The sequence below is a fragment of the Streptomyces sp. NPDC090088 genome (assembly GCF_044747345.1).
Lineage (GTDB): Bacteria > Actinomycetota > Actinomycetes > Streptomycetales > Streptomycetaceae > Streptomyces.
This window is the reverse complement of record NZ_JBIVDZ010000001.1, coordinates 1,042,779-1,062,627: the sequence shown is the minus strand read 5'-3', so window position 1 is coordinate 1,062,627 and position 19,849 is coordinate 1,042,779. Positions and strand designations below refer to the sequence as shown.

The 19,849-nt window shown below is 71.5% G+C and carries 18 protein-coding genes and 1 tRNA gene; 8 read left to right on the top strand and 11 right to left on the bottom strand.

The window, feature by feature from the left end; genetic code table 11:
* Positions 1 to 43 precede the first annotated feature (43 nt).
* On the top strand, positions 44 to 1,924 hold the full coding sequence (locus tag ACIPSJ_RS04720; protein WP_401343371.1) for an FAD/NAD(P)-binding protein: 1,881 nt from the start codon (positions 44 to 46) through the stop codon (positions 1,922 to 1,924).
* A gap of 107 nt (positions 1,925 to 2,031) precedes the next feature.
* The gene (locus ACIPSJ_RS04715) at positions 2,032 to 2,646 is read left to right on the top strand and encodes a VTT domain-containing protein (protein ID WP_359208261.1); all 615 of its coding nucleotides are present in this window, start codon (positions 2,032 to 2,034) and stop codon (positions 2,644 to 2,646) included.
* Here ACIPSJ_RS04715 and ACIPSJ_RS04710 read toward each other — a convergent pair.
* The gene (locus tag ACIPSJ_RS04710; RefSeq protein WP_401343368.1) at positions 2,643 to 2,888 is read right to left on the bottom strand and encodes a DUF2277 domain-containing protein; all 246 of its coding nucleotides are present in this window, start codon (positions 2,886 to 2,888) and stop codon (positions 2,643 to 2,645) included. The two genes, ACIPSJ_RS04715 and ACIPSJ_RS04710, sit on opposite strands and share 4 nt — an antisense overlap.
* A 91-nt stretch (positions 2,889 to 2,979) precedes the next feature.
* Here ACIPSJ_RS04710 and ACIPSJ_RS04705 point away from each other — a divergent pair, with 91 nt between their 5' ends.
* Positions 2,980 to 3,927 carry a ketopantoate reductase family protein gene (locus ACIPSJ_RS04705; protein WP_401343365.1) on the top strand — a complete coding sequence of 316 codons (948 nt, stop codon included), beginning with the start codon at positions 2,980 to 2,982 and terminating at the stop codon, positions 3,925 to 3,927.
* Here ACIPSJ_RS04705 and ACIPSJ_RS04700 read toward each other — a convergent pair.
* Complete coding sequence (locus ACIPSJ_RS04700) at positions 3,924 to 4,496, bottom strand: hypothetical protein (RefSeq protein WP_359208270.1); 573 nt, start codon at positions 4,494 to 4,496, stop codon at positions 3,924 to 3,926. The two genes, ACIPSJ_RS04705 and ACIPSJ_RS04700, sit on opposite strands and share 4 nt — an antisense overlap.
* Positions 4,497 to 4,530: 34 nt before the next feature.
* Positions 4,531 to 5,121, bottom strand: a complete 591-nt coding sequence (locus ACIPSJ_RS04695) for a TetR/AcrR family transcriptional regulator (RefSeq protein WP_401343362.1) — start codon at positions 5,119 to 5,121, stop codon at positions 4,531 to 4,533.
* Between the two features lie 80 nt (positions 5,122 to 5,201).
* Between ACIPSJ_RS04695 and ACIPSJ_RS04690 the strand changes: the two genes are divergently transcribed.
* Complete coding sequence (locus ACIPSJ_RS04690; protein ID WP_401343360.1) at positions 5,202 to 6,131, top strand: oxidoreductase; 930 nt, start codon at positions 5,202 to 5,204, stop codon at positions 6,129 to 6,131.
* A gap of 25 nt (positions 6,132 to 6,156) precedes the next feature.
* Here the strand turns inward: ACIPSJ_RS04690 and ACIPSJ_RS04685 are convergent, their stop codons facing one another.
* On the bottom strand, positions 6,157 to 6,783 hold the full coding sequence (locus tag ACIPSJ_RS04685) for an isoprenylcysteine carboxylmethyltransferase family protein (RefSeq protein ID WP_359208279.1): 627 nt from the start codon (positions 6,781 to 6,783) through the stop codon (positions 6,157 to 6,159).
* A gap of 168 nt (positions 6,784 to 6,951) precedes the next feature.
* Between ACIPSJ_RS04685 and ACIPSJ_RS04680 the strand changes: the two genes are divergently transcribed.
* Complete coding sequence (locus ACIPSJ_RS04680) at positions 6,952 to 7,281, top strand: hypothetical protein (protein ID WP_359208282.1); 330 nt, start codon at positions 6,952 to 6,954, stop codon at positions 7,279 to 7,281.
* A gap of 56 nt (positions 7,282 to 7,337) precedes the next feature.
* On the opposite strand, the gene ACIPSJ_RS04675 is transcribed toward ACIPSJ_RS04680, so the two are convergent.
* A tRNA-Val gene (locus ACIPSJ_RS04675) sits at positions 7,338 to 7,409 on the bottom strand.
* Between the two features lie 169 nt (positions 7,410 to 7,578).
* On the opposite strand from ACIPSJ_RS04675, the gene ACIPSJ_RS04670 reads away from it, so the two are divergent.
* Together ACIPSJ_RS04670 and ACIPSJ_RS04665 are read left to right on the top strand one after the other, a co-directional pair.
* Positions 7,579 to 8,955 (top strand): hypothetical protein, encoded by a 1,377-nt coding sequence (locus tag ACIPSJ_RS04670; RefSeq protein ID WP_401343356.1) that lies wholly within the window; start codon positions 7,579 to 7,581, stop codon positions 8,953 to 8,955.
* A 69-nt stretch (positions 8,956 to 9,024) separates the two neighbouring features.
* Positions 9,025 to 9,567, top strand: coding sequence for a DUF4383 domain-containing protein (locus ACIPSJ_RS04665; RefSeq protein WP_355710901.1), 543 nt, complete (start codon positions 9,025 to 9,027; stop codon positions 9,565 to 9,567).
* On the opposite strand, the gene ACIPSJ_RS04660 is transcribed toward ACIPSJ_RS04665, so the two are convergent.
* The 3 genes from ACIPSJ_RS04660 to ACIPSJ_RS04650 form a co-directional block, all read right to left on the bottom strand.
* Complete coding sequence (locus ACIPSJ_RS04660; protein ID WP_359208290.1) at positions 9,555 to 10,727, bottom strand: amidase domain-containing protein; 1,173 nt, start codon at positions 10,725 to 10,727, stop codon at positions 9,555 to 9,557. The genes ACIPSJ_RS04665 and ACIPSJ_RS04660 overlap by 13 nt on opposite strands.
* Before the next feature lie 108 nt (positions 10,728 to 10,835).
* A complete protein-coding gene (locus ACIPSJ_RS04655) occupies positions 10,836 to 12,131 on the bottom strand; it encodes a hypothetical protein (RefSeq protein WP_359208293.1) in 1,296 nt (431 codons plus the stop codon).
* Between the two features lie 52 nt (positions 12,132 to 12,183).
* Positions 12,184 to 14,295 carry a transglycosylase domain-containing protein gene (locus ACIPSJ_RS04650; protein ID WP_401344570.1) on the bottom strand — a complete coding sequence of 704 codons (2,112 nt, stop codon included), beginning with the start codon at positions 14,293 to 14,295 and terminating at the stop codon, positions 12,184 to 12,186.
* Between the two features lie 605 nt (positions 14,296 to 14,900).
* On the opposite strand from ACIPSJ_RS04650, the gene ACIPSJ_RS04645 reads away from it, so the two are divergent.
* Positions 14,901 to 15,107, top strand: coding sequence for a zinc ribbon domain-containing protein (locus ACIPSJ_RS04645; protein WP_359208296.1), 207 nt, complete (start codon positions 14,901 to 14,903; stop codon positions 15,105 to 15,107).
* Here the strand turns inward: ACIPSJ_RS04645 and ACIPSJ_RS04640 are convergent.
* From ACIPSJ_RS04640 to ACIPSJ_RS04630, 3 genes are read right to left on the bottom strand one after another with little or no spacing between them, the layout of a single operon-like run.
* Positions 15,104 to 15,916, bottom strand: coding sequence for an HAD family hydrolase (locus tag ACIPSJ_RS04640; RefSeq protein ID WP_359208299.1), 813 nt, complete (start codon positions 15,914 to 15,916; stop codon positions 15,104 to 15,106). The two genes, ACIPSJ_RS04645 and ACIPSJ_RS04640, sit on opposite strands and share 4 nt — an antisense overlap.
* The gene (locus ACIPSJ_RS04635; RefSeq protein ID WP_401343350.1) at positions 15,916 to 18,516 is read right to left on the bottom strand and encodes a phosphoribosyltransferase; all 2,601 of its coding nucleotides are present in this window, start codon (positions 18,514 to 18,516) and stop codon (positions 15,916 to 15,918) included. The genes ACIPSJ_RS04640 and ACIPSJ_RS04635 overlap by 1 nt, the downstream gene beginning before the upstream one ends.
* A gap of 29 nt (positions 18,517 to 18,545) precedes the next feature.
* Positions 18,546 to 19,718, bottom strand: coding sequence for an HpcH/HpaI aldolase/citrate lyase family protein (locus tag ACIPSJ_RS04630; protein ID WP_365690299.1), 1,173 nt, complete (start codon positions 19,716 to 19,718; stop codon positions 18,546 to 18,548).
* Positions 19,719 to 19,849: the final 131 nt, after the last annotated feature.

The window sequence follows — 19,849 nt, the reverse complement described above, 5'->3', positions numbered from 1 at the left end:
GGTCTTCCTGCCCTGCGCACCCCACAGCCCGGGAGTCACGTCCTTGTCCTCCTCGCCCCAGGAATCCGTGCCGGTCTCCGTCGCCCTGGTCGGCGCCGGCCCGCGCGGCACCAGCGTCCTGGAACGCCTCTGCGCCTCCGCCCCCGAGCTGCTGCCCCCGGGGCGGCACCTCACGGTCCATGTGATCGACCCCGCGCCGCCCGGCCCGGGCCGGGTCTGGCGCACGGCGCAGTCGGCGGAGCTGCTGATGAACACCGTGGCGAGCCAGGTCACCCTGTTCACCGACGACAGCGTGGACTGCTCGGGCCCGATCCGGCCCGGCCCCAGCCTGCACGCGTGGGCGGCCGGCGAGCTGGGCCCCGACGACTACCCGACCCGCGCCCACTACGGCCGCTACCTGGAGTGGGTGTTCACGAGCACGGCGGCCCGGGCACCGGAGACGGTCCGGATACGGACCCATCGCGGCCTGGCCGTACACCTCGGCGACGACCCCGACGGCCGCCAGACGCTCACCCTCGACGACGGCCGCACCCTGCCCGGCCTGGCGGCGGTGGTCCTCGCCCAGGGCCACCTCCCGGCGACCGCGTCCCCCGAGGAACGCCTCCTGTCCGCCCACGCCGCCCGGCACGGTCTGCGCCACCTCCCGCCCGCCAACCCGGCCGACGTCGACCTCACCCCGATCGCGCCCGGCGAACCGGTGCTGCTGCGCGGCCTCGGCCTCAACTTCTTCGACCACCTGGCCCTGTTGACCACCGGCCGGGGCGGCCGTTTCGCCCGCACCCCCGACGGCGGCCTGCGCTACACCCCCTCCGGCCGCGAGCCCCGGCTGTACGCGGGCTCCCGGCGGGGCGTCCCGTACCAGGCACGCGGCGACAACGCCAAGGGCCCGTACGGCCGTCACACCCCGCTCCTGCTCACCCCCGAGGCGATAGCGGGCTTCCGTAAACGCGCGGACTCCGGCGAGGCGCCCGACTTCCTCGCGGAGGTCTGGCCGCTGGTCGCGAAGGAGGTGGAGACGGTGTACTACACCGCCCTGACCGGCGATGCGGAGTTCCCCGAGCGCTTCCTCGCCGCCGACGGCCGGGGCGCGGAGGCGGCCGTGCTCGACGCGGCCGGCGTCCCGGAGGCCGTCCGCTGGTCCTGGGAGCGCCTCCAGCGCCCGTACGGGGAGCGGGGGTTCGCGGATCCCGCCCAGTGGCGCGGCTGGCTCCTCGGCCATCTGCGCGAGGACGCGGCGCAGGCCGCCCTCGGCAATGTGCGCGGCCCGCTGAAGGCCGCCCTGGACGTGCTGCGGGACCTGCGCAACGAGATACGGCTGGTCGTCGACCACGGCGGCCTGACCGGTACCTCCCGACGCGCCCACCTGGACGGCTGGTACACCCCGCTCAACGCGTTCCTGTCCATCGGCCCGCCCCGCCGCCGTATCGAGGAACTGACCGCGCTGCTGGAGGCGGGCGTGGTGGAGGTGCTGGGCCCGGGCCTGGAGGTCGGCCAGGAGGACGGCGCCTGGGTCGCGCGCTCGGCCGAGGTGCCCGGCTCGGCGGTCCGGGTGACCACGCTCGTCGAGGCCCGTCTCCCGGAGCCGGACCTGCGCCGCACGGCGGACGAACTGCTGGCCGCGCTGGTGCGCGAGGGCGCCTGCCGCCCGCACACGGTCGACGGCCACGAGACCGGCGGCCTGGACGTGACGGCACGCCCCTACCACCTGGTCGACCGCCAGGGCCTGCCGCACCCCCGGCGGCTGGCCTTCGGCGTCCCCACCGAGGGGGTGCACTGGGTGACCGCGGCCGGGGCCCGTCCGGGCGTGGACTCGGTGACGCTGTCGGACGCCGACGCGATCGCCCGGGCGGTACTGCGCACGGCCGCGGCGGAGGCGGGGACGCCGGCCGGCGGGGGCGGGCGCGACACGCCGGTTTCCGTATAACCCTTTGCCGAACTCAAGTGCCCCCCGTGACACTCCTGTCACACCCCCGGCGTACGCTGTATGGCTGTCGTCGGGGGGCGCAACAGGACAATCACGGGGGAACCGTCGTGTGGGAAAGTATGGGGTCGCTGGAGGCCGGGCCCTGGATCTACGCCATGGTGGCGCTCTCCGTGCTGCTTGATGTGTTCCTGCCGGTCCTGCCCAGCGGGGTGCTGGTCATCACCGCGGCCACGGCAGCGGCGGCGGGCACCGGCGCCTCGGCCGGGCAGGTCCCGCACGTCGTGCCCGACATCCTGGCGCTGACCTTCTGCGCGGCCACCGCGTCGGTCCTCGGCGACCTGGTCGCCTACCGGCTGGCCTGGCGCGGCGGGGCCCGCCTGGACCGTGCGATCGCCCGCTCCCGGCGGCTGAGCAAGGCGCAGGAACGTCTCGGCGACGCCCTGGCCCGGGGCGGTGGCGCCCTGGTCGTGCTGGCCCGCTTCGCCCCGGCCGGCCGCTCGCTCGTCTCCCTCGGCGCCGGTGCCACCCACCGCAGCGTCCGCGACTTCCTCCCCTGGTCCGCCCTGGCGGGCCTGACCTGGGCGGTCTACAGCGTCGCCCTCGGCTACCTGGGCGCGCAGTGGCTGGGCGCCACCTGGGTGGCGACGGCGGTGTCGGTGGCGGCGCTGTTCGCGGCGGGCGCGGGCGCGGGGTACCTGATGCGAAGACGCCGCCCGGCCTAGGCCGCGCCCTCGCCCGCGGTGCCTCGCACCGCCTGTCCCCGCACCTCCAGCCCGTCCAGCAGCTCGGCGGTGGCCTCGGCGACCGCCGCCACCGCCCGCTCGAACACCTCCCGGTTGTGCGCGGCCGGCGACCGGAACCCGGACACCTTCCGTACGTACTGCAACGCGGCGGCACGGATCTCCTCCTCCGTGGCCTCCTCGGGCAGCTGGGGCGGACGCAGGGTCTTGATACTCCGGCACATGTCCCCAGTCTCCCGCAGAACCCCTGCCTCCTGCGAGGATCTTCCCGAGGCGGCCACCGCTCCCGGGGCCGACCGACGAGAGGACAACTCCATGACGCACGAGTCGAACTCACCGCACCCGCCGCAGGCCCCCCACACGCCGAGCCCCCGGCTCACCGTCGCCGTCCTGGGCCCAGGCGGCGTCGGCGGCCTGCTCGCCGCCCTGCTCTCCCGCGCCGGCCACCGCGTCCTCTGCCTGGCCGGCGAGGAGACGGCGCACACCCTGCGCACCGGCGGAATCCAGGTCCGCAGCACCGCGTACGGCGACTTCACGGCCCCCGTCGAGGCCGGCCCGACCCTCCGCGAACCGGTCGACGCCTGCCTGATCACCGTCAAGGCCACCGCCCTGGACGCGGCGCTCACCCGGATCCCGCCCGCGGCCCTCGGCGACGCCCTGCTGGTGCCGTTCCTGAACGGCGTCGAACACCCCGCGCTGCTGCGCGCCCGCTACACCGAGGACCGGGTGGCGCCGTCCGTGATCCGCGTCGAGTCGACCCGCGTGGCCCCGGGCCTCGTCGAACACACCAGCCCCTTCGCGGAGATCGACCTGACCGGCGCCAAGGTCCCCCGCCCCCGTCTGGACGCCCTCGCCGAGGCCCTCACCGCCGCCGGCCCCGCCACCCGGGTCCTGGAGGACGAGACCACGGCCCTCTGGGCGAAGATGTCCTTCCTCGCCCCCCTCGCCCTCCTCACCACCCGCTACGCCCTCCCCCTCGGCGAGGCCCGCACCCGGCACCGCGAGGAACTGGCCTCGCTGCTCGCCGAGACCGCCGCGGTCAGCCGCGCCTGCGGCGCCCCCGTCGACCCGGCCCAGGCCCTGACCCGCTACGACGCCTTCCCGCCCGCCATGAAGTCCTCGATGCAGCGCGACGCCGAGGCCGGCCGCCCGCTCGAACTCGACGCGATCGGCGGCGCCTTGCTGCGCGCGGCCGACCGGCACGGCGTCCCCGTGCCGGTGACGGCCCGGATCGTACGGGAGTTGCGCGCGGCCGCCCGTTAGGCGGTGTGCCGCCCGGGGGTCCGGGCCGCGGCGAGGAAGGCGGCCATCTTCTCGCGGCTCTTGACCCCCGGCGCGGTCTCGACGCTGCTGGAGACGTCCACGCCGTAGGGGCCGAACTCCTCGATCACCGAAGCCACGTTGTGCTCGTCGAGGCCGCCGGCGATCACGACCCGCCCGGGCAGTTCCCCGACCCAGGCGGGGATGTCCGCGAACACGCCGCTGCCCGCGCTGGCGTCGTAGAAGAAGTACTGCAGGGCCTCCGGCTTCTCGGGCGGGCTGCCGGAGGCGAGGGCGAGGTTCGGGATGTCGGCCGTCTCGTAGATCTGAATGGTGTCGACGTGCTCGGCGACCCCGGCCGTCTCGGCGTGGGTCAGGGCCACGGCGAAGACCGGGATCCGCCCCCGGGCGTACCCGGCGAGTCGCACGGCGCGCTCGGGCGGGCAGTACCGCTTGCTCTTCGGGGTCACGACGATCCCGATCGCGTCGTACCCCAACTCCACGGCCCAGTCGATCTGCTGCTCCTGGGTGAGCCCGCACACCTTCACGAACGTCGGCTGCTGCCCGGTCATCCTTCTCCCTGCTCCGTTCTCCCGCGTCGCGGGCTCAAGGCGCGTACCCACGCAGCAGGAACGCGACCGTGTCGTCCAGACTCTGTTCGATCCGCTCCGGGGGCAGCGCGCCGGTGGTGGCGAGGGTGCCGAGGCCCTGCAGCGCGGCCATCAGCGGCAGGGCGACGCGCTCCACGGGCCCCTCGCGGACCTCGCCCCGGCGCTGCCCGCGCTCGATCAGCCCCGAGGCCACGGCGGACAGCCGCCGGGTGGCCGCGATCAGTTCGCCGGAGGCGTCGGCGTCGTACTTCGTCGTGTACATCAGATCCAGCAGGGCCGCGTTGCCGGCGGTGAAGGCGAGGTAGCCACGGGCGAGCGCGGCGAGCCGGTCCGCGAACGCCTCGCCGGCCCGCTCCACCGCCCCCGTCAGCACGGCCGTGAGCCGGTCGAACCCCTCCAGCGCCAGCGCGTCCAGCAGCGCCTGCTTGTTCCGGAAGTGCCGGCTCGGCGCCCCCGGGCTGACCCCGGCCTCACGGGCCAGCTCCCGGAGCGACAGCGCCCCCGGCCCCTTCTCGCGCAGCCCCTGCTCGGCGTGGCTCAGCAGCGCGGCACGGAGGTCTCCGTGGTGGTAGGGGCGGGTCTTCATGCGGATCACCCTACCTCTATGTGATCGATACCTACATTGTAATCATTGACTACATTGTATTCACTGAATACATTGGCGCCATGACCAAGCCTCCGCACACCACCGCCCTCCCGGATCTCCCCGCCCTGACCGGCCGCACCGCCGTGGTCACCGGCGCCAACAGCGGCCTCGGCCTCGCCACCGTCGACGGCCTGGCCCGCGCCGGTGCCCATGTCGTCCTCGCCGTACGGGACACCGAACGCGGCGAGGCCGCCGCCCGCACCGTCACGGGCGCCCGCGGCACCCTGGAGGTGCGCCGGCTGGACCTGGCCGACCTCGCCTCCGTCCGCCGGTTCGCCGGGGACTGGCACGGGGACCTGGACCTGCTCATCAACAACGCGGGCATCATGAACGTCCCCGAGTCCCGCACCAAGGACGGCTTCGAGACCCAGTTCGGCACCAACCACCTGGGCCACTTCGCCCTGACGAACCTGCTGCTGCCGCACCTCACCGACCGCGTGGTGACCGTCTCCTCCAACGGGCACAAGGTCCCCGGCACCCGGATCCGCTTCGACAACCTGGACCTGGCCGGCGAGTACACCCCGGTCCGCGCCTACGCCCAGTCCAAGCTGGCCAACCTCCTCTTCACCCTGGAACTGCAGCGCCGCCTCACCGCCGCCGGCTCCCCCGTCCGCGCCCTGGCCGCACACCCCGGCCACGCCACCACCGGCCTCCAGCGCCACGACCGCAGCCCCGGCCGCCGCGTCCTCATGCGGGCGATGAACCGCCTCGTCGGCCAGGACGGCACGGCGGGCGCCGCCAAGACCCTGTACGCCGCGACCCGGGATCTCCCCGGCGGCTCCTACATCGGCCCCGACGGCCTCGGCGAACAGCGCGGCGCCCCCGCCCTCGTCGGCCGCTCCACGGCGGCCGGCGACCCCGACACCGCCCGCCGCCTCTGGACGGTCTCCGAGGAACTGACCGGAGTACCCTTCCCCGAACGACTCCGCACGCCCGGCCTCCACGCCTGACCCCCCACCGCGACCGCCACGGCCGTCATGGCCTCCGCGCCACCCCGGCGACGGGGCGTATTCGCGGGACCAGCGCCGGGACACGGGCGCGGTAGGCGTCGTACGAGGCCCCGAACACCCCGGCCATCAGCCCGTCCTCGATCCGGACCCGGCGCAGCAGCCACGGCACGGCGACCACCAGGACGGCCGTCCAGACACCGAAGCCGCAGGCCAGCATGGCGCCGACGACCAGCCCGAGCAGCCCGGTGTAGATGGGGTGGCGGACCAGCCGGTACGGCCCGTCCGTGCGCAACTCGTGGTGCTCCTGGACCGTCGGGACACTCGCCCACATCGTGCCCAGCACCCACCGGGCCCACAGCAGCAGCCCGGTGGAGGCGACGGCGATCAACGCCCCCAGCAGCGCCAGCTCGGGCTGCCAGTACCGCAGCTGCCGCCAGAACCCCCCGGAACGCCCGACCGCCCACGAGAACACCCACGCGCCCGCCACCAGCAGCACCCGCCGCGGCAGCGTGCGACGCAGCCCCCGCACCCAGCCGCGCGCACCGGCCCGGCTCTTCACGCCGAAGTAGACGGCACCCGCGACCCAGGCCACGACGAAGACCAGCACGCAGACATAGGTGACAGCGACCAGCGCCGAGTGGAGTGAACCCATGCCCCAAGGCTCCTCCGACCACCCAACCGCTCACCAGCACCCACAGGTCGATGGAGAACCCTCCACCCACGGATGGAGAGCCCCGACAGCCGGCACCCCGAGGTCTCGAACACATGAACCCCACGAACGAGCTCGCCACCCAAATTCGAACAGGCGTACCATTGCCGCGTGGCTGCGACCTATGACTTTCCGAGTGACCTCCTCGCCGGTCAGGAGGAGCTGCATCAGGTCCGGGCCGAGTTGTCGGCCCTGCTGAAGCGGCTCCCCTGGTCGGTCGAGCCGCTGGACGGATTCAGCGACAAGGGCGGCTGGCGCAAGGTGGAGCGCCCCGCCTCCCCGGGCTGGACCGACGACCAGCAGGCAGAGGTGGAGAAGCTGCGCCGCCGCGAGCACGAACTCGCCGTGTTCGTCAGCGGCCACCGCTTCTGGGCGGACGTCACGGCACCGGACCGCATGGCCGCCCGAAGCCGCCTCAAGCACGCGCACAAGGAGGACTGACAACACGAGAAGACCCCGGCCGCGACGGCCGGGGTCTTCTTGTCGTCTTCCTGACGTGGGCGCGGACGGTTTCGAACCGCCGACATGCTGCTTGTAAGGCAGCCGCTCTACCCCTGAGCTACGCACCCGGGACGAGTCGACAGCCTACATTGCCCGGGGCACTGTCCCGCAAACGCGTATCCGGGCTGTTCTGTTCTCACAAACCGCGAACTGACCGGCCCGTGTCTTCGTCTTCCCCGGGTGGGACAATGTCATCACCGCCAGAACACTGGGCGCACCGCGGCACGGGAGAGGGAAGTGACGGCGACATCGGCGACACCCGGGCAGTCGTATTCGCCTCCCCCACGCTCTCGGCTGCTCCGGGACTCCCTCACCCTGGTCGCCCTGCCGTTGCTGGCCGTTCTCGTGGTCCCCGGTGCCTTCGCGGGCGGGGGGACGCGGCGGTGGTTCGGGGGACGGGCCGAGGGGCAGCGGGTGGAGGCGCAGGCGGCGAAGGACGCGGCGGCCGCCGCGTTCTACGAGCTGGACAGCGCCCAGCGGGATCTGCGGATCTCCATAGAGACCATCTCCGCGGTCGACGACTCGCCGGCGGCCCGGCGTGCCGTGTCCGACTTCGGGGCGCTGGGACAGCGGATCGACGAGGTCAGCAATCGGTACATCCAGGCGATCGACGCCTATGACCTGGACCGGGACGACCTGGAGGCGTCGACGGCGTCCCGGGCGCGCGGCGAGCTGAACCGGGCCAAGGACGAGTTGGTCGGGGTCAAGCGGGAGCTGGACCGGTTCGGGGAGTCGCTGGGGCCGCTGCTCGGCAAGGCCGAGACGCAGCTGGCGCGGCTGGCGCCGGCCGTGGAGCGGGCCCGGCAGGCGCTGCTGGCGGCGAGCAACGCGCTGGACGCCGTGCGGGAGACCCGGCTCAGGGCCGACGACCTGGCGGCCCGGCTGGCGGCGCTGTCGCCGGAGCTGACGAGGCTGAACCAGGGGGCCGGGCAGCACGGTGTGCAGGCGACGCTGGAGCGGGCCGGGCGGGTGCAGCGGGAGGCCGAGGCGATCCGGGTCGAGGCCGAGCGGCTGCCGGAGCGGGCCGCGGAGATCGATCACCGGCTGGTGAGTCTGCGGACCCGGGCGCAGGCGCTGACGACCCGCGCCGGGCAGGTCGATCCGGTGCTGAGCGAGCTGCGGCGGCGGTTCTCGGCTGCCTGCTGGCAGGATCTGCAGCAGGTGCCCCGGCAGGCCGTGGAGAACGTCCGGCAGGCCGAGCTGAAGCTGACGGAGGCGCAGGCCGCGCGGGACGCGCAGAAGTGGGCGGACGCTACGTCGCTGCTGTCCACCGTGCGGGCGCTGCTCAACAGTACGGACGAGGCGGTGTCCGCGGCCGGCGACCGGCTGGGGCGGCTGAACGCCGTACAGAAGGATCCGCAGGCGGAGATCGACCGGACCCGGTTCGCGATCCGGGACGCGCAGCGGCTGGCGATGGCCGGGCGGACCAGTCCCGATCCGCGGCACGCGCGGCCGCTGGACGACGCGGTGGCGCGGCTGGACCGGGTGGTCGGGACGCTGGAGGGGCGGCATCCCGACTACTGGCATTTCCTGACCGAGACGGAAGCGGTGCGGCAGAACGTGGCGCGGGTGGTCGGGCAGATCCGGGAGGACCGGGGCACCGGGCATCCGTGAGCCGTTGCCGAGCGGTCGGCGCGGGCGGATATTGGGTAGGCGACCCGCACTCGACAGCAGGAGGCGGACATGGCCTCACACGTGACGCACCCGGGGACGCGGCGGCGGAAGATCGATTTCGACGAGGCGTTGCCCGTCGATCACCGCCTGAACCTGGTCTACCGGATCGGGGCGGGCCTGATGGGCCTGTTCCTGCTGGCCTTCGGGATCCTCGGGCTCACCGACAACATCGGTTTCTTCGACACGGGCGGGAACACCGCGATCGGCCTGAACACCAACGGTTCGCTGAGCGTGCTGTCGATCTGTGTCGGGCTGCTGCTGTTCGTCGGGATGGTGATCGGCGGGAACTTCGCGTCGACGCTGAACATGGTCCTGGGGGTGCTGTTCATCCTGAACGGCTTCCTGTTCCTGGGCCTGCTCGGCACGGACTCGAACTTCCTGGCGTTCAGGATCCAGAACGTGCTGTTCAGCTTTGTGGTGGGGCTGGTGCTGATGGTGTTCGGGATGTACGGCAGGGTCAGTACGAACCTGCCGCACGACAACCCGTACTGGCGGGCCCGCCACCCCGAGGCGGAGCAGCGGGCCGAGATCACCGGTGATCAGGTGCGGTAGGCGTAGTAGTACGCGTTCGGGTACGACGCGATGAGGCTCGCCAGCGACCTGCGGTAGGTGTTGTTCGAGTGGTACGTGACGTACGGGACGCCGTTGCTCTTGTACGTCACGATCATCGTGTGGTCCTTCGAGCCGTCCCGGTCGAAGTCGACCTGGATGACGTCGCCGACCTCGGCCTGGTAGACGTTGGCGAGCGGGGTGGTCCGCTTGGAGTTCTGGGCGAACCAGGACCACTCGTTGACGCCCACGAACGAGTCCGACTGGATGTCGGCGTTGCCGAACCACTTGGTGTAGTCGTAGACGTAGCCCGGGACGTGCTTCCAGCCGCCGGCCTTCAGGGACTGGCTGACGAAGTTGGTGCAGTCGCCGCCCGCTCCGTGGCCGTTGAAGTCCGGGTAGTCCGTGTTGTAGTTGTTCCAGTACTTCTCGGCGTAGGTGGCCATCGCCTTGTAGTCGTACGTGCCGCCGGTCAGCGTCTTCGGTACGGCCACCGGGTTGCGGGTGGTGGCGGCGCGCGGGGCGTCCGGCGTGGTGTTGCCGTCGTCGCCGGTGGCGGGCGCCTTGACCGCGGGCTTGGACAGGGTGTTGACGGCGAGGCCGCCGTCGTCCGTGTCCTTGATGGTGGTCAGCTGCCAGGTGCCCCGCTGGTCGGCCTTGAAGGTCAGCTCGTGGTGGGCCTGGAAGCCGGTGGTCTTCGGCTCGCTGCCGGTGGCCTTCGCGTAGGTCAGCGTCGTGGTCTCGGTGACGTCGGCCTTGGCGGTGCGGCCGGTGACCCGGGTCGCGTCGAGCGTGACCTTGGTGCTGGCGGTGCTGTACGTCTCGCCGGCCTTGGCGATGCGGCTCTGGCGGCCGCGCAGCTGGGTCAGCGCGGAGTCCTCGTCGCGCGACTGGGTGCTGGAGAGCCGGACGTCGCCGGAGAAGCGGGACGTCTGCTGCTTCTTCGAAGCCCCCTGGACCAGGGCCTGGGTGCGGTCGGTGAAGACCGCGTCGGCCAGCTTCTGGAAGGTCGCCTTGGTCGCGGCGTCCACGGTCGGGTCGTCGACGACGGCCGCGCCCGCACTCCAGTTGGGCACGAGGGCGACGCCGGCGACGACCGAGGCAGCCGCCGCCGTGACTATGGCCGTACGGCTCCGCTTACGGCTCAGTTTTCTGGATTTCAATGGTGTTCCCCTCTACGCCGGTACACCTACCGGGCGACGGCATCTTCGCACGACGTGTGTGACTCCTGTGAAGGGGGTTGCAGAACTGGAATCAGCCCTCCGCGCGCCTCACTTGACGATCGAGGACCAGTCCGCCGGGGCCTGTGCCGGGTCCAGGGAACGCAGCCGGGCCAGGGTCTCCGGGTCCTGGGCGTCGAGCCAGTCGGAGAGCTCCTTGAAGGACACGCACTTGACGCCCTTCTTGGTGCATATCTTCGGGACGACCTGGTCGATGGCCTTCATGTAGATGCCGCCGTTCCAGTTCTCGAAGTGGTTGCCGATGAACAGCGGGGCGCGGCTGCCGTAGTAGACCCGGTTGAAGCCGTTCATGTAGGCGTCGACGGTCTGCTGTTCCCAGGTGGCGTACTGGGAGGGGTCGCCGTCGGTCTCGCCGTTGGACTGGTTGTAGAGGAAGTTGAAGTCCATCGAGAGTGACTGGATCTTGTCGCCGTACGGCACCATCTGCAGCGGGAAGTTCCAGAGGCCGTCCTTCTTGGAGGGCCATATCTGGAGGTCGCCGGGGGAGCTGGCGTCGTACTTCCAGTTGTAGCCGTACTTCTGGAGGGCCTTGAGCAGGTTGGGCTGGCCCTCCAGGCAGGGGGCGCGGCCGCCGACGACCTCCTGCTTGAAGTCGAAGGGCAGGGCGGGGATGTCCTTGAAGCCGGTGTTGGTCTTCCAGTTCTCGACGAACTTGTAGAACTGGTCGATCTCGCTCTTCCACTGCGCGACGCTCCACTCGCCGCCGCCCTTGGCCTCGCAGAAGTGGCCGTTGAAGTGGGTGCCGATCTCGTTGCCCTGGTCGTACGCCTCGCGGAGCTGCTCCAGGGTGGTGCGTATGTGCGCGTCGGTGGCGTAGTCGATGGCGGCGTCGCCGGGCTGGTGCATCGGCCCGGTGTAGAGGTCCTTCTTGCTCTTGGGCAGCAGGTAGATGCCGGTGAGGAAGAAGGTCATGTGGGCGTTGTACTCCTTGGCCATCTCCCGGTAGTGCGAGAAGAGTTCGTCGTCGCCCTGGAGCGCGCCGTCCCAGGAGAAGACCACGAACTGGGGCGGCTTCTCACCCGGCTTGAGCTTCACGGGCTTCAGCTGGTCCTTCTGCGGCCCGGTGTAGGAGGTGGAGCCGTCGCCGAGGATCTTGGTCTTGCCGTCCCACTTGGGCGAGGCCGACGCCGAGGGGCTGGCCTTCCTGGTGCCGGAGGCGGTGGGGGCGGTGTCGTCCTGCTTGGTCAGCACCAGGTAGCCCGCGACGAGGGAGGCGACGACCAGGAAGGCGGCCAGGGTCAGGAACTCCGGGCGGGCTGGACGGCGGTCGCGGGCGGGCGCCTTGCGGCGGCGGCCGCCGGTTGTCGACTTCGTGCGGGGCTTCATGCGCGGCTCATTCTGCGGGTGGGTGGCGTGGGGAGCGTCGGGGCCTTGGTGGTCAGTCAAGGCCCATGGCCTGTGCCCAGACCGTGTACGGGACGTTGTCGGTGCCGGTTCCGGCCAGTCCCTTGAGCGGGAGCGGCTCCAGGGACTTGTTCAGGTCGATGCGGTAGACGACGACCGACGTCGTCACCTTGGAGACCGTGCCGGTGTACCAGGAGGCGGTGTCCTTGTCACTGGTGGCAAGGGTGTTACCCGCCTTTCCGGCCGCCGTGCCGGTGAGCGCGGTGGTCGGATGGGCCAGCCGGAACGATTCGGTGAGGGCCTGCTCGACGTCCTCGGCCACGTCGTCGCGGACCGCGCGGGTCGGCTGCGGGGTGTCCAGGGCGACCCGGTGGCCATTGCGGGTGATCTTGGAGACGGAGTACGGCTCGGTGTGGGTGCCGCCGGCCGCGAACGTGGCGTAGCCGCCCGCCATGCGGATCGCGCTGGGTGTGGAGCTGCCCATGGAGAGGGCGGGCACCTGGGCTCCGATGCTGTCGGAGAGCAGCCCGGAGGCGACCGCGGTGGAGCGCACCTTGTCGAGCCCGGTGTCCATGCCGAGTTGCATGAAGGGGGTGTTCACGGACTGCGCGAGGGCCTTGCCCAGGCTGATCTGCCCGTAGGACGTGCCGTTGTCGTTGTTCGCGAAGACCTTCTTGCCGCTGCGGTCCCAGTACGGCCCGTCCGGGGTGGTGACCGGGACCTTGTCGTCGCCGTCGTAGAGCGTCTCGGGGGTGACCTCGGTGGCGGATCCGCCGCGTTCCTTGTGGACGCCGTTCTGGAGGCCGGCGGCGTAGACGAAGGGCAGGAAGGAGGTGCCGGCCGGGACGGTGGTGGAGTTGGACTCGTTGTAGCCCTGTTTACGGTGGTCGGGTCCGCCGTACACGGCGACGATCCGTCCGTCGTCCGAGACCGAGGCGGCGCCGTAGTGGGCGGCCGCGGCCAGCTTGGAGTCGCTCTCCTTGGCCGCCTTGCGCGCCTTGGTGACGGCCTTGGTGAGCGTGTCCTCCTTCTTGCGGTCGAAGGTCGTGTAGATCTGGTAGCCGCCGAGGTCGAACTGTTTGTCCGAGATGTGGGCGGACTTCTTGGCGTACTGCTGGGCGAGTTCGACCAGGTAGTCGCTCTGGCTTCCGGTGTCGTAGGCCTTGTTGGTCTCGATCGGCTCGGGGAACTTCGTGTACTTTGCCCGCTCGGTCGCCGACAGTTTGCCGATCTTCACCATCCGGTCCAGGATCCAGGACCAGCGTTCCACCGCCCGCTGGTGGTTGGCCTTGCTGAGCGTCGGGTCGTAGAGCCCGGCCCCCTTGAGCAACGAGGCGAGCATGGCGGCCTCGCTGGCGTTCAGCTGGCCGACGTCCTTGCCGTAGTAGGCCTGGGCGGCGCGCTGGATGCCGTAGGTCCCCCGGCCGAACCAGCTGGTGTTGAGATACCCCTCCAGGATCTGGTCCTTGCTCATCTTGTTGTCGAGCTTGAGGGAGATCATCGCTTCGGTGAATTTACGGCTTACGGTCTGATTCTGCGTGAGATATACGTTCTTCACGTATTGCTGGGTAATGGTGGAACCACCCTCGGTGTCCCCCTGGCCGACCGTGCGATACAGGGCCCGGGCTATGCCTTTGACCGAGATGCCGGGGTCGGAGTAGAAGCTCTCGTTCTCGGCCGCGAGCACCGCCCAGCGCACGTCCACGGGTATGTCCTTGAGCGGCATGTCCTGCCGCTGCACCCAGCCGGTCCGGGCCATCGGCGTCCCGTCGGACCAGAAGTAGACGTTGTCCTGCTGGGTGGCGTACGTGTTGAGGTTGGACGGTATGTCCGTGGTCGCGTAGGCGACGACGAGGAACAGCCCGGTCAGGCCGATGCTCCCGAAGAACCCTCCCACCCACTGCCGCCAGGACGGCACCCAGCGCCGCCAGCCGGCCCGGCCGGGCCGCGGGTAGAGCGGGCGCAGCTTGCGCGCGTACGGCGCCAGGGGCGCGAGTCGGGGCCCCACGAGAGCCCGGATCCCCGCCCCCGCCGCCAGCACCCGCTCCCGGGGCGAGAGGCGGGCGCTGCGGCGCCGCTCGGCACGGCCGCCGGAGGCCGCCGACTCCTCCTCGGGCTGCCGCTGTTCGGGCACCCGGATCTGCATCGTGACGTCCGCCCGCAGGGCGGCCACGTTCAGATGCAGGGTCTCGTCATGGGTCGGCGGATCCGACTTCCCGCGCGGCGCACCCTTGCTCGCCCCCGCCTTCACGGCGTCGGCCTTCGCGGCATCGGCCTTCTCGGCCCGCTGGGCGTGCAGCTCGTTCCACAGAGCCTCCGCCTTCTGCCGTGCGACCTCCTGCGCACGCTGAGCGTCGTCGCCCTTCTGCCACAGAGCATGCTCCGCACGCAGGCCGTCGACCTTCAGGTGCAGCGTCGCGTCCGGCTCGAACGGCTTCTTCTTCCTGGAGCCGGCCTGGTCATGGCCGTCCTCCGGGTCGCCCGTCCGCTCCGTTGCGTCCGTCACGACTGCGTCTCCCCTCGCACTCGGTCTTGCGCGCGCGGTTAGACAGGTCGGGTGGACAGGGCCGCGGCAGGCGCGGCGCTATGAGCCCCCTCTTCCCCCGGTCTTTTGGCTCCTCGCGGCCAGCTCAAATTATCAGCGATCTTTTCAAAATCTCCGCACAAGTATCGGACAGAAAGGAACACTCATGAAATTCTGAGGTGAAGTGATGCCCGTCACTCCCGCATCACCGGCGTTAGCCTGTTCCCATGCCCCGCTACGAGTACCGCTGCCGCACCTGCGGCGACACCTTCGAACTCTCCCGCCCGATGGCCGAGTCGTCGGCCCCCGCAGCATGCCCTGACGGGCATGAAGACACCGTAAAGCTCTTGTCGGCGGTGGCCGTCGGAGGGACCGCCGCAGCAGCCCCCGCCGGTTCCGGCGGGGGCTGCTGCGGCGGCGGTTGCTGCGGCTAGCCCGCCGTACGGACCGCCTTCAGGAATTCCCGCAGGATTCGCTCTCCGGCAAGGACTCCCCGCTCCGGCAGCGCGGTAATGGCCGGCCCGGCCCACCCGGCGTCGGCCAACTCCCCGTGCCCCGGCCGCCATCCGCGGTCCGCGGCCAGCAGCAGGTCCGCGTCCAGCAGGGAGTCCCCCGCGGCCAGCGTCAGCCCGGCCCCGGTCCTGCGCGCCAGCTCCCGCATCGCCGCGCTCTTGGTCAGCGGCTTCGGTACGGCGTAGATCTTCCGGCCCTGGAGCGACACCGTCCAGCCACGGTTCTCGGCCCACACCGCGAGGCTCTTCACCCACTCCTCGGGCAGCAGCTCCCGCTCCACGACCAGGTAGGCGAAGAGATCCTCGGCGACCCGGTGCTTGCGCAGCCACACCGGGTCGGCGTGCTCCGTCAGATACGCCCGCACCTCGTCCAGCGGCGCGCACTCGTCGGCCAGCCGCGCCAGCACCTGCCCGTGCCAGTCCGGGTCGGACACCCCGTCCACCAGCAGATGCCCGCCGTTGGCGCAGATGGCGTACTTCGGGGCGGGCCCCGGCAGATTGATCCGCTGGTACTGCTTGCGGGTCCGCGTGGTGGTCGGCACGAAGACCGCCGCGTCCCCCAGCTCGGTCAGCAGTTGCGCGGCCGTCTCCGTCAGGTACGACAGCGGCCTGGCCTCGTGCACCTCCACGCAGAGCAGCCGGGGCGCCCGCGCGTCCGGCATGGTCAGCGCCAGCGCGCCCGCCGAGTAGATGAGAGTACGGTCCAGGTCGCTCGCGACGAGCACCGCCATCAGAGGTTCACCGCCTTGCCGTCGGCGCCGGTCGCCCCGCGCGTGTACTTCGGGTGGATCAGCCCGACACAGGTGTACGGCAGCTCGCCGACCTCCTCCACCGGTACCCCTCTCTGCTCCGCGAGCAGCCGTACGTGGTCGAGGTCGGCGCCCGCCCCGGCCCGCGCCAGGATCTTCCAGGGCACCCGGCGCAGCAGCACCCGCGTGGTCTCCCCCACGCCCGGCTTCACGAGATTCACGTCGTGGATGCCGTACTCCTCGCTGATCCGCTCGACGGCCGCCCAGCCCTCCCAGCTCGGTGTGCGGTCGGCCACGGCCAGCTCCTTCACGGCGCCGTCCACCGCCTCCACGACCTCACCGAACCGCGCCACGACCGCGTCCAGGAAGGCCACCGACACATCGGCGCCGGCCAGCTCGCGGTAGAACTTCGCGCCGTGGAAGTCGTTCGGCCCCACCAGGTCGGCCCGCAGCACGGTCCGCGAGATCAGCCCGGAGACGGTCGAGTTGAGGCAGGCGGAGGGGATCAGGAAGTCCTCCCGGGTGCCGTACGTCCGCACGCAGGACCCCGGGTCGGCGAGCACCGCGATCTCCGGATCGAAGCCGCTCACCCCTTCCCGCTCCTCGAACTCCTCGATCGCGTCGGCGAGTTCCCGGGTGATGGCGCCCTTGCCGGTCCAGCCGTCCACGAAGACCACGTCCCGCGGGTCGTGGTGCGCGGCCAGCCAGCGCAGCGCGTTGGCGTCGATGCCCCGGCCGCGCACGATCGACACCGCGTAGTGCGGCAGGTCGAGGCCGTACCGGAACTGCGCCCAGCGGCGCATCAGCACGCCCACCGGGGTCCCGGCGCGGGCCAGCGACACCAGCACCGGCCGCGGCGACCGCTCGGCCAGCACGGTCTCGGTGACGACGCCGACGGCCTGCGCGATCCGGGCGGCCGAGGTCTCCAGGGCCGCGTGGAAGAGCGCCTGGTACTGCTCGCTCGGCTGGTACTCCACCGGCAGCGACTCCGCGTAGTGCGCGCCGCCGCTCTGGATCGCCTCCTCGCGCTCCTCGGTCGGCGCCTCCAGCGTCACGTCCGAGAGGTCCTGGAGCAGCCAGCCGACGTCCTCCGCCGGGTACGAGGAGAAGGCGGGGCCGCGAAGGGGCTCGGGCAGCATGGCGGGGCTCTCTTCGGTCAGCGCGGGGACGTACGACGGTACAACCGCGAGCAGGACGTGCGGGGCATGCGCGCCGAGCCGGGCCGGCAGGCCGTCGGGCGCGTGCAGTTCGGGGGTGTCGCCGGCCGAGTCGACGAACAGGACGACGGCGTCGAAGCCGGCGCCCGCCACGTTGTACGCGTAGCGGTCGCCGGGGCCGTCGGCGGGGTTGTCGTGGGCCGGGAAGACCAGGCGGCTGCGGATGGCGTAGCCGGGGTCGTCGACGGCCAGCACGGGCGAGCGGGTGGTGGTGGAGTACCGCACCTCCGCGGGCACCAGCGCCTCCAGCTCACGGGCGATCCTGAGGGGGGCGTACATCAGCTCCTCGAAGCCGAGCGTGAGCACGCGGCGGGCGTCGGGGGGCAGGGCTTCGGCGAGCCTCGCGGCCATGAGGGGGAGGGCCGACTCCAGGCGTGCGCGGTGGGCGGGGGTGAAGCCGTGCCGTCCGCCGTCGGGGAGGCCGGGGGGCCAGTGCAGGTCGACGCGGGTGAGGTGGGGGGTGGCCGTGCGGTGGTCGGTCGGGTGCGGGTGGGTGGGGGCTGGTCGCGCCCACGCGGCGGTAGCCGCAGATTCAACACAGCCCCGCGCCCCTGGGGGGTTGGGCGCAACGCCCTCAAGGGGCGCGGGGAACTGCGCGACCGGCCCCGACGGCGCCGCACCCGACGGACCACCTGCCGCGGCACTCTCTTCGTACCGCGCCACCAGTTCCTGGCCCTTTTCCAGGACGCCCTCGGGCAGCTTCACGGTCCCCGAGGCCGCCGCCACCAGGTCCACCCGCGCGTTGATCTCCTCGGCGAACGCCGTCAGGCGCCCCGCGTCGGCAGGCGAGCGCATATCGACCAGAGCCACCACGACGTAACGTTTCCGCGGGTAACGGGCATGGAGGTCCCTGATCGTGTTCAGGACCGTGTTGCCCGTCGAGAACTCGTCGTCGACCAGGACCAGCGGGCCCTCACCGGACAGCAGGGCGGGGTCCTCCGGCAGGAGCAGGTGCGAGGTGGCGTGGGAGTGGGACTCCTCGAAGCCGCCCGCCGGGGTCACCCCCGGCACCGGGCGGCGCGTGGAGTGGAGGTAGGGGGCGAGGCCGATGCCGTCGGCGACGGAGTGGCCGAGGCCGGTCGCCGTCTCGGCGTAACCGACGACCACCGCCCGCGCCGCCTCCCCCTCACCGAGCAGGTCCCGCACCCGACGGCCGAGGGCGAAGCCATGCCCGTACACCACCGAAGGCGACTGCGGGACGTGCTTGCCGAGGACGTTGGAGACCAGCAGGTGGGCCCGCTTCGGGTTGCGGCGCAGGGCGAGGCCGAGGAGGGCCGTCAGGCCGTCGTCGCCCACGAGTTCGACGCCGAGCCGTTCGGCGACCCAGCTGCCGGACCAGTCCCCGTTGTTCGCTGCGATGTTCATGCGTTCCTTGTGTCGTCCCCTAGAACCCGTCACCCGGGTATTCCGGCGGCGAGCAGCTCCACGAAGCCGACGTCCTCGTTGGCGACGCCGAACACCTCGGCACGGAGCATGGTCCGCTCGGCCCAGGCGCGGTGCGGCTTCACCTCGTTCATCTTGTTCGTGTACGCCGAGCGAAGTACACCCCCGCCGCCCCGTTCCGGCCGCAGGATGTCCTGGGCGTCGGAGAACTCCTCGTGACTGACCACGGACAGCGCGTGCACGGGGATGACATGGGACGGGTGGATGCAGGTCTTGCCGAGCAGGCCGTTGGCCTGGTCGAGGGAGATCTCTCTCAGCAGGCCGTCCATCGCGTGCTCGATGAGCCGCTCGCGCAGTTCCACGGCCTGCTCCGCCAGGAAGGGGCTCTGCCGCAGCATCGGCTTGAACATGCGCTCGGGCACCCGGAAGTACTCCCAGACCGGCCCGGTCACCGTGAACCCGGTGCCGTCGGCCCGCCCCAGCATGTTCACCACGTCGGCGATGACGGAGGCGATGATCTGGACGTCGTAGGCGGTCATGTCGGGCGCCCGCCGCAGCCCGTAGGAGGAGCAGAAGTCGGTGACGCCGAGCCGCAGCGCGAGCACCTTGTCGCGGTACTTGTCGACGGCGCGGGCGATGCCCTCCAGGGCGTCCACCCGCGTCTCCCGGTACATCAGCTCGGGCGTCTCCAGGACGGGCATCCCGAAGAGCCGGCGCCCGCTGCGCGTCGAGGCGCCGTCCAGGGCCTGCAGGAAGGGGATGCCGCGCTCCTCGGTGAACTTCGGGAACACGAATCCGGACAGCAGCGACACGCTCCCGCCGAGCCGTCGTACGAGATCGGGGATCTGCTCGGGCTCGCGCACCCGGATGAAGAGCAGCGGCAGCTCCACGCCCGCGCGCTCACGCTCGGCCAGGTCGGCGAACTGCCGGACCAGGTTCTCCTCGCCCGCCGGCACGTCCTCGTCGCCGATGGAGTCCTCCAGGCACAGCACCATCGAGACCACGCCGAGCCCCGCCTGTTTGACGATGTCGTCGGCGAGCCGCGGCCGGGTGGCCGGGCTGTACAGGGTGGCGCCCAGGGCCGCGGAGAGCAGCCGGGCCGGGGAGTCGGCGGTGAACCCGCACGGCTCCTGGTGGAAGAGGCGCTGGCGCACCTCTGGTGCGATGTGCCCGAAATGACGCATAGAACTCCCCCGTGGCGTGGGCCTTGCCTGTGAAATGGGTAAAGGGTGGCCGGTAATAGTACGTACAAAGCCATGTCGGGGGTTCCCGCAGGGCATGAATTTCAGGTAACCCGCCTGTGTCGGTCGCGAGG

Coding starts and splice junctions, on each gene's coding strand:
- ACIPSJ_RS04645 (WP_359208296.1), top strand. CDS start 14,901: ATGCCCCGCTACGAGTACCGCTGCCGCACCTGCGGCGACACCTTCGAA.
- ACIPSJ_RS04710 (WP_401343368.1), bottom strand. CDS start 2,888: ATGTGCCGGAGTATCAAGACCCTGCGTCCGCCCCAGCTGCCCGAGGAG.
- ACIPSJ_RS04705 (WP_401343365.1), top strand. CDS start 2,980: ATGACGCACGAGTCGAACTCACCGCACCCGCCGCAGGCCCCCCACACG.
- ACIPSJ_RS04695 (WP_401343362.1), bottom strand. CDS start 5,121: ATGAAGACCCGCCCCTACCACCACGGAGACCTCCGTGCCGCGCTGCTG.
- ACIPSJ_RS04630 (WP_365690299.1), bottom strand. CDS start 19,718: ATGCGTCATTTCGGGCACATCGCACCAGAGGTGCGCCAGCGCCTCTTC.
- ACIPSJ_RS04655 (WP_359208293.1), bottom strand. CDS start 12,131: ATGAAGCCCCGCACGAAGTCGACAACCGGCGGCCGCCGCCGCAAGGCG.
- ACIPSJ_RS04635 (WP_401343350.1), bottom strand. CDS start 18,516: ATGAACATCGCAGCGAACAACGGGGACTGGTCCGGCAGCTGGGTCGCC.
- ACIPSJ_RS04700 (WP_359208270.1), bottom strand. CDS start 4,496: ATGACCGGGCAGCAGCCGACGTTCGTGAAGGTGTGCGGGCTCACCCAG.
- ACIPSJ_RS04650 (WP_401344570.1), bottom strand. CDS start 14,295: ATGCAGATCCGGGTGCCCGAACAGCGGCAGCCCGAGGAGGAGTCGGCG.
- ACIPSJ_RS04690 (WP_401343360.1), top strand. CDS start 5,202: ATGACCAAGCCTCCGCACACCACCGCCCTCCCGGATCTCCCCGCCCTG.
- ACIPSJ_RS04685 (WP_359208279.1), bottom strand. CDS start 6,783: ATGGGTTCACTCCACTCGGCGCTGGTCGCTGTCACCTATGTCTGCGTG.
- ACIPSJ_RS04665 (WP_355710901.1), top strand. CDS start 9,025: ATGGCCTCACACGTGACGCACCCGGGGACGCGGCGGCGGAAGATCGAT.
- ACIPSJ_RS04640 (WP_359208299.1), bottom strand. CDS start 15,916: ATGGCGGTGCTCGTCGCGAGCGACCTGGACCGTACTCTCATCTACTCG.